A 12,911-nucleotide genomic window follows, 5' to 3' on the forward strand; every position below is an offset into this window, starting at 1 on the left:
AAGGTTCATTTAGTTAAAATCTACTTCGAGAACGCACTATTTTGTAGAAAAATTTCCAATTTTTCCAAGAACGATTAATTTATTCAAGAAACCAGCTTAAATTATAGAGGTATGAATTATTCAGGATATATACTATTGTTAAAGGATAATCTTGATATAGTCTAGTTTGAAAGGTCAAATGTGTTTTAGTAATAAAAAATAGAACGCTTGGATTTACAAGCGTTCTTTCATTTAAATAATTGCACAAAAAAAAGGCACATAGCTTCACCACTTATAGCTGCTACCTTCCGGTCCTGACTCATTCATGGTTCCACTATTGCCAACACTTATAATAGCATAAAAGACACTCGAATGCAAAATCTTTTTAGCATTAATTATCGATTTCTAATATTTCTTCCTGCACTAATTTACGAAGGACTGGAATAACCTCTTCTTCAAACCACGGATTAATCTTTAACCAGCGCTGATTCAAAGGCGATGGATGTACTAGTGGGAAGAACTCTGGCAAGTAATCTTCATAATGGCGAACAGTCTCTGTTAAATTTCGTTGACGTGTTTTTTTAAGATAATGCTTTTGTGAGTAATTTCCAATCAACAGAATTGTCTTCAGATTTGGTAACTCATCGATGATACGTGGATGCCATTTCGGTGCAAACTCTTTTCTAGGCGGAACATCCCCAGTCTTAGCCTTACCTGGATAATAAAATTCCATAGGTAGCTGAGCAATTTTATTTGATTCATAGAACTGTTCACGAGTCAGTCCCATCCATTCCCGCAAACGGTCCCCACTGGGATCATTCCAGAATAATTGCGTTTCTTCCGCTTTACGTCCTGGTGCTTGGCCAATAATCGCCATTGTTGCTTCTTTCGGCGCTTTGAATAAAGGTGGTACCCCGCGTTCAGTATAGGCTCGATTCAATTCATCTTCCATGATTTCTTGATAGATCTTATCCATCATACTGTTTGTCATCCTTCCATTTAATTAACAAGTTGTCCACAATTTACTTTATGTTAAAAATACAGCCCCAAATCCTATCATTATAGGGTAATTTCTATTAAAATATGTGATTAATGCTTCAATTTATCAACAATTAGGTAGTTATCAACAGCTCAGTCTGTGCATAAGTCTGTTGATAAGTCATTTTTCTGTGCATAGTCGAGAGTTTTGAACAGATGTTCCCGTTTTTATGGGGGTTATGCACATCAATCTGTGGATAACTTTATTTTTTTCTTATTTTCACGTAATTCTCTAAAGAAATTGGTTAAAAGTTGTCCACATTCCTCAGCTAAAACTCCTTTAATCACTTGAGGTTGGTGATTAAACCGCTCGTCTTCCAATAGATTCATGAGTGTTCCACCACAACCAGCTTTTAGATCCACTGCTCCGTATACTACATTCTCTACCCGTGAATTGATAAGGGCTCCCGCGCACATTGGACAAGGTTCTAATGTGATATACATTGTTGTCCCTTCCAGTCGCCAGGCATCAAGCGCTTTATTCGCGGCCTGAATGGCCTTAATTTCTGCATGACCTGTAGCATCTAACTCCAACTCACGGACATTATGCCCTCTGGCAATAATTTCACCGTCTTTAACGATAATCGCGCCAATCGGGACTTCTGCCTTCTCTTTAGCCACTAGCGCTTCTTTTATCGCTTCTTCCATCCACTTTTCATGCTCTAATCGCACCGCTTCTTCCATTTCAATTGCCTCTAACATATTTCACCTCGTAATATTTATATCTTTTCATTCGTTATGCACAGCTTCAATTATTTTTCACACAAAAAACCGAGCAAACCACTTCACTCTTCAGTGTACATGATTCACTCGGATTTATTAACTCTTTTAGAGATTATTCAAAATACTCTTGAACACGGTCAGTCACGTCAGAAGACATGTCTTTTGCACGATCCATAATTGAAGAGAATGCATCAGATGCTTGGTCTTTAACGTTTCCAGCACCACTTGCTAACTTAACGATTGTATTTACTTCAGAATCACTTAAGTTATCAACAGCATTTACTAAACTATCTGAACCATTTAATTTATGTTTTACAAATAATTTAGCGCGCTCACGGTTCACAACACCTTCAACTCTATGACGCACGTCATCGTTGTAGTACATCATCGCTGCAATTCCGGCAACTGTTGCAGCTGAACCAAGTAATACTAAGCCAAGTGACACATTATTTCTTTTTTTACTCATTTAAAATTCCTCCTTTTATGCTATATAAATTTATAACATCTTCATATTCAATGATAAGTATATTATAGCATAAAACGCTATCACAACCTATTAAAGCGACTTGCTATAACGCAATGTTTTATATTATATTGCGGTAAGATACTATTAGAACACGTTATTGTAGTAAATTTAATTTTAAAATTTATAGTTGAAAATTTATTTAATATCGCTTACCCTTATCTAGCAAGATTTGCGCGAACAAAAGGCGAACAAAAAAATTTGATTCTTAGTTTACTCTGGATAAATACGATATATTGGGTTAGAATACAGTAGCAGCACAATATATAGTGCTAACGGAACATTTTCACAAAGGGGTAATATAAATATGACTCAAACAACACATCAACATGTGACATGGAACAAAGAACAATTAAATAAAGCTATCGAAGCATTTCCACAAATCTTCCCTATGACAAGCGATATGAATATTACGCACAGCGGGGTTTCAAGAATGGTTATGTTAGATCGTTACTCATTTAAAGATGCGGCTAAATCAACGTTAGCGGTTGGAGACCTCGTTATCTTAACGGTTAAAGCAGATCCTAAATACCCAGCGAGAGGGATTGGGATTGTGCAAGCCATTGATACGGCTAACAACGAAGTCCTTATTTGGATTGAAGAAGAATACCGTGGTTCATTAGAAGATGAAACTGAACAAAAGACCGGACTTGTCACTCGCAAAATCGAAACGATTGATAAACCGTTAGAAATTTATTATGAACAGATTGCAAAGCGTACTGCCAAAGGTCTTTCGGATGTTGAAACAGATACAGTTAAACGTGAAGAATTAAATGGTCAATACTATACACAATTGAAAGAAATGAATTTTGTTCCCGCGGGTCGTGTGCTTTACGGGGCAGGAACAAATACTGATGTAACTTACTTTAACTGTTATGTGATGCCTTTCATTCCAGATTCACGTGAAGGTATCTCAGATCACCGTAAAGAAGTGATGGAGATTATGAGCCGTGGTGGTGGTGTCGGAACGAACGGTTCAACACTACGCCCTAGAAACACTCTAGCTCGCGGGGTTAACGGTAAGTCATCTGGTTCAGTTTCTTGGTTAGATGACATCGCTCAACTAACACATCTTGTGGAACAAGGTGGTAGCCGTCGTGGTGCACAGATGATTATGTTAGCTGATTGGCATCCAGATATTATTGAATTTATTATCTCAAAAATGCAAAACCCACGCGTTCTACAATATTTAATCGAACAAACTGATGACGAACAGATTAAAACATTAGCAAAAGAAAAACTGAAGTTCACACCATTAAACCAAGCTGAAGTAACGATGTACGAAAATATCGTTCGTTACAAAACAATGCCAGGTTTAGGTGGCTTTTCAGAACAAAATATCAAAGACGCTCAAGCTAAACTACGTGATGGCGGAACTTATAGCGTGAATAACCCAGAATTCTTAACAGGAGCGAATATTTCCGTTACTTTAACTGATGACTTTATGGAAGCCATTGAACAAGACGGCGACTGGACATTAAAATTCCCAGATGTTGAGAACTATACACCTGCTGAAATGGCTGCTTATAATGCAGAATGGCCTGATTCAGGTGATGTACGTGAATGGGCTGACCAAGGATACGGCATTAGAGATTACCGTACGATTAAAGCGAAAGAACTTTGGAAATTAATCAATATTTGTGCAACATATTCAGCTGAACCCGGTATCTTCTTTATCGATAACGCGAATAATGATACAAATGCGAAAGCATACGGTCAAAAAGTTGTCGCGACAAACCCATGTGGTGAACAACCCTTAGCACCATACTCTGTATGTAACTTAGCTGCCGTTAACTTAGCGAATATAGTAAATAAAGACACACATACTATGGATTATGACCGATTAATTGAAACAGTGAAGACTGGTGTACGTATGCAAGATAACGTGATTGACGCGACGCCGTATTTCCTAGAAGAAAATAAAAAACAAGCCCTGGGCGAACGTCGTATCGGTCTAGGTGTTATGGGCTTAGCTGACTTACTCATCTATACTGAACACGTTTATGGATCAGAAGAAGGAAACAAAATTGTTGATGAGGTATTCAAAACAATCGCAGTATCTGCTTACGAAGAATCGATTGCTTTAGCAAAAGAAAAAGGTAGTTTCCCATTCTTAATCGGCGAAAATGATGAAGAAACTCAAGTTCTTCGTCAAAAATTCGTTCAAACAGGCTACATGCAAAAAATGCCGGATCATATCCGTGAAGGTGTCTTAGAACACGGTATTCGTAATTCACACTTATTAACTGTTGCTCCAACTGGAAGTACAGGAACAATGGTTGGTGTAGCAACTGGATTAGAACCTTACTTTGCTTTCAAATACTTCCGTAGTGGACGACTTGGTAAATTTATCGAAGTGAATGCTGAAATTGTTCAAGAATATCTTGATGCACACCCAGAAGCAGACGCTGAAAATTTACCAGAGTTCTTCGTTGAAGCTATGTCACTTGCGCCAGAAGCACACGTTGATGTTCAAACAACGATCCAAAGATGGGTTGATAGTTCAATTTCTAAGACTGTAAACGCACCTAAAGGATACCAAGTCAGCCAAGTTCAAAGTATTTACGAACGCTTATACAAAGGTGGCGCTAAAGGTGGAACGGTCTATGTGGACGGGTCTCGTGACTCACAAGTATTAACACTTGCGGCTGAAGAGAATGAAGCAGAAAATATCGAATTATTCCCAATGGAAGAGGCGCGTATCGTTGATGACAGTAACGAATTAAGACAATTAGTTGACCTAGCTGAGTCAGAGCACGTTAAAACACAAGGGCATACAGATGACGTTGTCTTTGGTTCAGATATCGGAGATACTTGCCCAATTTGTCGTAGTGGAATCGTTCAAGATATTGGTGGATGTAATACATGTACTAACTGTAACGCTCAATTACGCTGCGGTTTATAATAAGGAGTATACTTATGCAAATTTACACACGGACAGGTGATCACGGTACCACTCGCATCATCGGTGGAAAGTCTGTTCATAAAGATAGCCAACAAGTCGAGGCTTACGGAACGGTGGATGAATTAAACAGTATTATCGGGATGATTGTTGCTTTAGAAGAAACGCCTAGTGATATGAAAGAAGAGCTCATGCGCATTCAACACTATTTATTCGACTGCGGCAATGACTTAGCAACACCCGAAAAACATGATAAGTATCCATATCGTACGAATGCAGACCTGGTAACTTGGTTAGAAAGCCGCATCGACGAGTATGCACCGATACCTCCAACAGTTGAATCATTTATTTTACCAGGTGGAACACAACTCGCTGCTCAACTTCACTTTGCACGCACCGTTACAAGACGCGCCGAGCGTCGGATTGTTAGCTTGCAACAAGAACAGACGATTAATCAGCACGTATTAAAGTTTATTAACCGTCTATCTGATTACTTCTTTGCCCTAGCACGTGTGGCTAATAGCCAAGCTGGTGTCGAAGACGTCTTGTATGAACGAAGCGGACGTGTCTTCCATACTGAATTGACAAAAAAAGATATACCAAAATAATTTCAAAAGAGCCATCAGAAAAATTTCTGATGGCTCTTTTATGTGTTACAGTTGCAAAGTTTCCTATTCGTTATCCTTTTGAAGTTATAAATCGTTTTTGAATAATTGGCACCAGTGTCGGCTCCAGCACTAAAAAGAAGGCCACATTCCCAGCCGCATGCATTAAATCAAATGTAATCCCTTGGGCATAATAAACCCAGAAATTAACGACACCAAACATTTGTGATGAAAATAGTGAAATAACAAACCCGTAAATTAATCCAGTCGCTCCAGCGAACAGCGCAAAGATTACTCTTCGCGCACTCTGATGGTCCTTTAATCGATTGTATAAAGCCTTTAGAGCACTTGTAAGTAATACAATGATGCCATAGGCCATAATTTGATAAAGTGTCCAAGGACCCATTCCAAGTAGCATATTCGAAATGACCATCGAAGTGATAGCTACTAGGAGTCCATCCAAAGTTCCCATCGTTAAAGTAATAATTATTAAAATCACTGTGACAGGTTGTACATTTGGTATAAATTGAAAGGCAATTCGCCCAATATGACACAGAGCGGTCAGTAAGGCCAGTACTGCTAGACGCTTAACTGTGAAATACTTACTCATCCTTCGAAGGCTTCAAGTTTCCACTCGACTAAGTCACCGTCTGATAACTCTAATTCAGCCGCTCCAACTTCAGCCATCTCTCCGTTTAAGTCAAACAACCAGTATTTCCCTGCCTCTTCATCCTGTTCGTATCCGTTAATTGCAGAGATAAAGCCGTCAGCTTCTTCAAGTTCATAATGCTCTTTCATCACATCTAATAGAATCGCACCTTCTTCAACTTCTAGAACTTGTTCGCCTTCGTCAATTTCTTCTCCATCAACTGTTACTGATACAGTCACTTCAGCTAATACCGCTTGTTCACTTGATTCAACCGGTGTTGAAGTAACTTCTTCTGTCTGTGTCGTTTCACCACAACCAACTAATACTAAAGTTGACGCTAATAATAGTAACCATTTTTTCATTCTAAATGCCTCCCATATGATTTTGTGACAGATGACAGTATTCACTTCAAACTATTTGGAGAGAAAAGCATGGGTTTATTCGAATGGATCGGATATCACTCACTATTTTGCCTCGAAATAGTATGTCGGATAAGTATGCTTGAATAAAGATCTGACTCCATGCTTTTCGCATGATTACAGTGGCGGGACCGTCTCGGAATTTAACCGAACTTCCATATTCAAACTACTTTAAATTTGTATCTATCTCTCTTTATAATAATTATTAATGAAGGACAATGCAAGTTAATTGTCAGTAAAAATAATTGGTCAAATGATGAATTGAGTATTATAATCTTTATATTCGCATTTTTTGATTGCAAATTTTTAGACGAAGGAGTTAATTGATTGGACAATTTTATGATCGGATTCAATGCAGTCATGCCAATGATGCTTTACATGGCTTTAGGTCAGTTTTTTACACGCGCAGGTTTCATTAAACAAGACGCTTATGCTCAGTTTAATAAAGCGATTTTTTCTATTTTACTGCCATTGAATTTATTCTCAAATGTTTATAATACGAATATTGCGACGGATTTTAATGGGTTAACTTTATCTTTTAACATTATTTTTGCTATTGTTGCATTTATTATTTTGGCTTTTATTGTACCTATTTTCGAAAAATCAAATGCAAAACGAGGGGTCATTCTTCAAGGTTCGATTCGTTCAAACGCGATTTTATTCGGTTTACCAATGGGAATAGCTTTACTCGGTCAAGAAAATTTAGGGATGGTAACGATTGTTCTAGCAACCATTGTGCCTTTAAATAATATCTTCTCTGTAATTGCTTTTTCAATTTATACTGATGAGAAATTCTCATTGAAACGAACAATTAAACAAGTATTGACTAACCCAATGGTTATCTTTACTTGCGCAGGGGTAATTGTTGCAGTATTAGGATTCAAGTTCCCTAATGTGATTGAAACGACGATGGGAAATTTAACACGTATGACGCCGCCGCTTGCACTCATTGTTATGGGTGGAACGTTTAACTTTGGTAAACTAAAGGATGCTGACTGGTCTCTTTACGGAACTGTTCTTGCACGATTAGTAATTATTCCTACGATTGCTTTATTTATTGCAGGTGGTTTATTAGACTTTCGTGGAGCTGACTTAATATCAGTCTTAATCGCGACGGCTGGACCAACGGCTGTATCTAGTTATGCTCAAGCAGTTGTCGCCGGCGGTGATGGCGATTTAGCAAACCAAATTGTTGTCTTCACAACGGTCGCTTCAATGTTCTCGCTTGTTGTGTTTATTATGATTTTAAAGAATTTAGCTTATTTCTAATACGATGGGCTATCAAGGAAACACCAGACTTTTCTGAAGTTTGGTGTTTTTTATGCTTTTTGGATCTTAAGACAAATGGACTTGCGGTTCGTCTTTAGTTGAGCTAACTCAAGACAAATGGACTTGCGGTTCGTCTTTAGTTGAGCTAACTCAAGACAAATGGACTCGCCGTTTGGCTTTAGTTGAGCTAACTCAAGACAAATGGATTCGCCGTTCGTCTTTAGTTGAGCTAACTCAAGACAAATGGATTCCCCGTTTGCCTTTAGTTGAGCTAACTCAAGACAAATGGACTTGCTGTTTGGCTCTTGTCACAGAAAAAAATCGTGTCAGCGAGATTCCTCTCACCGACACGATTCATCTGTATTATTTAGAACGGTTATTGATATTGATTGCTCCTTGGCGGCCACCAATGGTGATGTTATCACCTAGTTTGATATCTCCACTTAGCATCATTTCACTTAACTCGTCTTCTATTTGTTTTTGAATTGCGCGACGGATTGGTCTTGCTCCATATTCTGGATCGAAGCCAGCGTCAGCAATAATTTCTAGAGCTGTCTCTGTTACACGGGCTTCAATCTCAAGATCATGTAGACGGTTGATGATATCTTGCGCTTGTAATTTAACAATCTCTTTAATTTGATCTTTAGATAATGGGTGGAAGACAATAATTTCGTCAATACGGTTAATGAATTCTGGACGGAATCCACGTTTTACTTCTTCCATAACGCGTGCTTCCATTGCCTTGAAGTCATCTGTATAGTCCACAGCACCGAATCCGACTGATTTGTCATCACGAAGAGCTGTTGCTCCCATGTTCGAAGTCATGATGATAATTGTGTTACGGAAGTCGACACGACGCCCTTTACCATCTGTCATATGACCATCATCAAATACTTGTAATAACATGTTAAATACATCTGGATGGGCTTTTTCAACCTCATCTAAGAGAATCACACTGTAAGGTTTTTGACGAACTTGCTCAGTCAATTGACCTGCTTCATCATAACCAACGTATCCTGGAGGTGAACCTACTAAACGAGACACACTGTGTTTTTCCATGTATTCAGACATATCCACACGGATCATATTGTCCTCGCTACCAAAGATAGATGAAGCTAAAGATTTCGCTAATTCTGTCTTACCTACCCCAGTTGGGCCTAAGAACATAAATGACCCAATTGGTCGTTTAGGACTCTTCAAGCCACTGTATGCGCGGCGGATCGCTTTAGATACTGATACAACAGCATCATCTTGACCGATAACACGTTCATGCAACTCTTCTTCTAAGTGAACAAGACGTTTTGATTCGGCAGCATCTAATTGTTTTACTGGGATACCTGTTGAAATAGTAATTACTTCTGCGATATCTTCAGGACTCACTTTAAGAATTGCTTCACCTTCACCCTTATCTTTGCTTTCTGCTTTCGCAGCTGCTTCGATTTGAGTTTCAACTTTTTGTTCTTCTTCACGGATTTTGGCTGCAGTGTCAAAATCACGGGCTAAGATAGCTTTTTCTTTTTTATCGGATAATTCGCCTAATTTTTTCTCAAGGTCGCTTAAGTTTGTACTGTGCGTCGTTGCATCAATACGTACTTTAGCTGAGGCCTCATCAATTAAATCAACGGCTTTATCTGGTAAGCGACGTTCAGTTAAGTAACGTGTACTTAATTTAACCGCTGCTTCGACCGCTTCATCAGTAATTTCTACATTGTGGTGTTTTTCGTAACGTTCTTTAAGTCCATGAATAATTTGAACAGACTCTTGTTGAGTTGGCTCATCGATTTGAACTTTAGAGAAACGACGTTCTAAGGCTGCATCTTTTTCAATGTGTTTTTGATATTCATCTAAAGTAGTTGCACCAATGATTTGAATTTCTCCACGAGCTAATGCTGGTTTCAGGATGTTTGCTGCGTCAACAGCACCTTCGGCTGATCCTGCCCCAATTAATGTATGTAACTCATCAATGAAGAGAATTGTATTACCATCTTCAGTAATTTCTTCAATGATTTTCTTCATACGTTCTTCGAATTCACCACGGTATTTCGTTCCCGCAACAAGTGAACCCATATCTAACATCATTAAACGTTTGTTAGCAATGTTTTCAGCCACTCCACCAGATACAATACGTTCTGCTAGACCTTCGGCGATTGCCGTTTTACCAACACCAGGCTCCCCAACTAATACGGGGTTATTTTTTGAACGGCGACTAACAATTTGTATGATACGACGGATTTCATTCGCACGTCCAACCACTGGATCTAACTTCCCGTCACGCGCTAATTGTGTTAAGTCACGTGCAAGTGAATCTAAAGTTGGTGTTGTCGAACTTGTCGCTCCATTTTGTTGCTGTTGTTGTTTTTGACGTCCACGACGGCTATTTTGAACGCGTCCTGTTGAATCGTTCACACCAACCATTTCGTAGATTGTTTTTCTTAATTCATTTAAGTCGATACCTAAGTTCTTTAATAGAACTGTTGCTAAAATTTCTTCTTTTAACATGCCTAGTAATAAATGCTCTGTTCCAACTTTTGGCACACCTAAACGTTTCGCATCATTCGATGCATTCATAATAATTTTCTTCGCACGTGGTGAGTATGGAATAACAATATCCCCTTGCATACGTGGAGCATTCACTTTACCGTGAATAATTTCTAATTCAGTTAGTAACGTTTGGTAATCTGCACCCATGCCACGTAAAGCTTTTCCGGCAATACCTGACTCTTCACGAGCTAGACCTAATAAGATATGTTCTGTGCCTACAGCCTGATGTCTTAAGTAATACGCTTGCTCAGCAGCAAAAATCATTACTTGGCGAGCACTTTCAGTAAATAATTCTTCAAACATACTTTCACCTCTTTATTTATATGTAATTCGTAATTGTTCTAAAAACTTCGACAGAATCAAAGCTCTTGCTTCTTGTTCATGTAACGAGATTGTTTGTAGTAATGCTTTATCAATCACTGATAGTATTAATGCGCCTTCTCGTTCTGTCATTATACTATGGTTGACTAATGTTTCAATAATATTGATTGCACTGCGGTGATTTATACGCGGTCCTATCATTTGGATCATATCGTCAAGGGCGTCGATTTCATCAACTAACTCAACTTTTAGAATCCGTATATAGCCCCCACCACCTCGTTTACTTTCTACCATATAGCCATGTTCTTGAGTAAAGCGTGTATTAATAACATAGTTAATCTGTGAAGGTACACAATCAAATTGTTCTGCAATATCACTTCGTTTGATTTCAATTCTTTCACTATTTTTCAAAAAGCTTTTTAAATAAGCTTCAATAATATCCGACATATTTCTTTGTGCCACTATGATCCCCCTTCCACTAACATTGACTATCTTTGACTATTATATAATAAAAAGACTTTCTCGACAACTATTCAGTTTAAGGAAAGAGGACTTTAATGAAGTGAGTATGTGTCTTCTGACCTTCTTTGACCATTATAGCATATCTATTAAAAAATCAACATTTTGAATTGAAAAAGAGCCCTAAATCTATCTTAGATAGACATCAGGGCTCCATTTTGTTTAAATATCTTGAATATCTTCTGGTGTCAATATTTTATGACGGAGGGCTTCAAAGGGTTTCAATCTTAAGCCTTCTTCTTCATATTCATTCATTAGAGAACGCTCTTTGGCTTCTTCCCGAATCTGTTTACGGTAGCTTATATCCAAACTAAATAGTTTATAGATTGTTGCAAAGACCGGTACCCCAAGTAAAATCCCTGAAATTCCGAACAAGCCCCCACCGACAGTTACCGCTGCTAAGACCCACATACCTGGAAGGCCGATTGAATCACCGACCACACGCGGATAGATCAAATCTCCTTCGAGTTGTTGAACAACAATAACGAAAATGAGATAGATTAATGCATTAATTGGCGATACGGCAAATTGAATAATCACACCAACAAAGCCGGCTAGAAAGGCACCTACTAAAGGAATAAACGCTAAAGCTCCTTGCAAGGCTCCGAGCATGGCTGCATATGGCATTTGGATGGCCCAAAGTCCAAGCGATACGATGAAGCCTAGAATAAAAGCCTCAATGACCGTTCCTGTAATATAGTTGGAAAAGACATCGTCAGTCACATTCAAGATGTTCTTAACAATTCTTACTTGCTCATCACTCAAATATGAAATCAGGATATCATTGAAATTTTTACCCAGCTTTTCTTTCGACACTAAAATATAAAGGGCAAACATCACTGACAATACAAAGGTTGTCACAGCTGAAGCTGAACTAGATAAAAGTGATACAGAAGACTCCGCTACACCTCGAAGCAGTCGGTTTCCAATCTCAGCAAAACTAGACATCACACTACTCCAATTAAAGTCCACTTGTTCTATTAAATCATTAAACATCGGAATAAGATGCTGTTGCTCTTCAACCCAAGTTTGTAAGGAATCTGTCACTGTTGGTACAGCCTCAACTAAAGTAATAACAGCCGTTACAAGTTGCGGAACAACTAAACCAATGATTCCCGCAACGACTAAAGTAATGACTAAAATTGAAAGTACAATCGCCAGCGGACGGCGAGTGTGTTGCAACCATTTTTTATCCGTATTGGGATACAATCTTTTCTCAAACTGGTTCATGAGTAAGTTCAAAACGTAAGCCATCATTCCCCCTAAGACAACTGGGAAAGCAACTTGCCAAACAACTCCAAAGGCACTTGCTACTTGTGACCAATTGAAAATAATTAAAATAATAACCGCAATAAATAATATCTTTGCTATAAATTGCTTCTCAAGTTTAAAATGATTCAAAAAAACACCTCTCTCTTAGTTA

Annotated in this window: 11 protein-coding genes, 1 other RNA gene and 1 riboswitch; of the genes, 3 read left to right on the forward strand and 9 right to left on the reverse strand. The window is 38.4% G+C overall.

What is annotated here, in order from left to right; translation table 11 throughout:
* Positions 1-235: 235 nt before the first annotated feature.
* The 4 genes from ffs to ACEN33_RS06660 form a co-directional block, all read right to left on the reverse strand.
* Positions 236-329: signal recognition particle sRNA small type (gene ffs / locus ACEN33_RS06645), an RNA gene on the reverse strand.
* A gap of 41 nt (positions 330-370) precedes the next feature.
* Positions 371-955 carry a uracil-DNA glycosylase family protein gene (locus ACEN33_RS06650; protein ID WP_407094771.1) on the reverse strand — a complete coding sequence of 195 codons (585 nt, stop codon included), beginning with the start codon at positions 953-955 and terminating at the stop codon, positions 371-373.
* A gap of 248 nt (positions 956-1,203) precedes the next feature.
* Positions 1,204-1,719 (reverse strand): tRNA adenosine(34) deaminase TadA, encoded by a 516-nt coding sequence (gene tadA, locus ACEN33_RS06655; protein ID WP_171031393.1) that lies wholly within the window; start codon positions 1,717-1,719, stop codon positions 1,204-1,206.
* 133 nt (positions 1,720-1,852) lie between these two features.
* Entirely contained in the window at positions 1,853-2,206 is a 354-nt protein-coding gene (locus ACEN33_RS06660; protein WP_138405535.1) for a hypothetical protein, read from the reverse strand.
* Between the two features lie 364 nt (positions 2,207-2,570).
* Here ACEN33_RS06660 and ACEN33_RS06665 point away from each other — a divergent pair, with 364 nt between their 5' ends.
* Positions 2,571-5,168, forward strand: a complete 2,598-nt coding sequence (locus tag ACEN33_RS06665; protein WP_407093572.1) for a vitamin B12-dependent ribonucleotide reductase — start codon at positions 2,571-2,573, stop codon at positions 5,166-5,168.
* 14 nt (positions 5,169-5,182) lie between these two features.
* Complete coding sequence (locus ACEN33_RS06670) at positions 5,183-5,773, forward strand: cob(I)yrinic acid a,c-diamide adenosyltransferase (protein ID WP_407093571.1); 591 nt, start codon at positions 5,183-5,185, stop codon at positions 5,771-5,773.
* Between the two features lie 70 nt (positions 5,774-5,843).
* Here the strand turns inward: ACEN33_RS06670 and ACEN33_RS06675 are convergent, their stop codons facing one another.
* The gene (locus ACEN33_RS06675) at positions 5,844-6,380 is read right to left on the reverse strand and encodes an ECF transporter S component (protein WP_407090612.1); all 537 of its coding nucleotides are present in this window, start codon (positions 6,378-6,380) and stop codon (positions 5,844-5,846) included.
* Complete coding sequence (locus tag ACEN33_RS06680; protein ID WP_407090611.1) at positions 6,377-6,781, reverse strand: DUF4430 domain-containing protein; 405 nt, start codon at positions 6,779-6,781, stop codon at positions 6,377-6,379. Before ACEN33_RS06680 ends, ACEN33_RS06675 begins: the two co-directional genes overlap by 4 nt.
* Before the next feature lie 92 nt (positions 6,782-6,873).
* A riboswitch (adenosylcobalamin (AdoCbl) riboswitch) is annotated at positions 6,874-7,022 on the reverse strand.
* A 143-nt stretch (positions 7,023-7,165) separates the two neighbouring features.
* Between ACEN33_RS06680 and ACEN33_RS06685 the strand changes: the two genes are divergently transcribed.
* Positions 7,166-8,107: an AEC family transporter gene (locus ACEN33_RS06685; RefSeq protein ID WP_407090610.1), complete on the forward strand. Its 942-nt coding sequence runs from the start codon at positions 7,166-7,168 to the stop codon at positions 8,105-8,107.
* Positions 8,108-8,470: 363 nt separating this feature from the next.
* Here ACEN33_RS06685 and ACEN33_RS06690 read toward each other — a convergent pair whose 3' ends face one another.
* The 3 genes from ACEN33_RS06690 to ACEN33_RS06700 all read right to left on the reverse strand — a co-directional run bounded on the left by ACEN33_RS06690 (position 8,471) and on the right by ACEN33_RS06700 (position 12,889).
* Entirely contained in the window at positions 8,471-10,951 is a 2,481-nt protein-coding gene (locus ACEN33_RS06690; RefSeq protein ID WP_407090609.1) for an ATP-dependent Clp protease ATP-binding subunit, read from the reverse strand.
* 12 nt (positions 10,952-10,963) lie between these two features.
* Positions 10,964-11,431 (reverse strand): CtsR family transcriptional regulator, encoded by a 468-nt coding sequence (locus ACEN33_RS06695; protein WP_197103169.1) that lies wholly within the window; start codon positions 11,429-11,431, stop codon positions 10,964-10,966.
* 219 nt (positions 11,432-11,650) lie between these two features.
* Positions 11,651-12,889, reverse strand: coding sequence for an AI-2E family transporter (locus tag ACEN33_RS06700; protein ID WP_407090608.1), 1,239 nt, complete (start codon positions 12,887-12,889; stop codon positions 11,651-11,653).
* Between the last annotated feature and the right edge of the window lie 22 nt (positions 12,890-12,911).

It is taken from the genome of Ruoffia sp. FAM 24228 (assembly GCF_045528575.1).
In the GTDB taxonomy this organism is placed as follows: Bacteria; Bacillota; Bacilli; order Lactobacillales; family Aerococcaceae; genus Ruoffia; species Ruoffia halotolerans.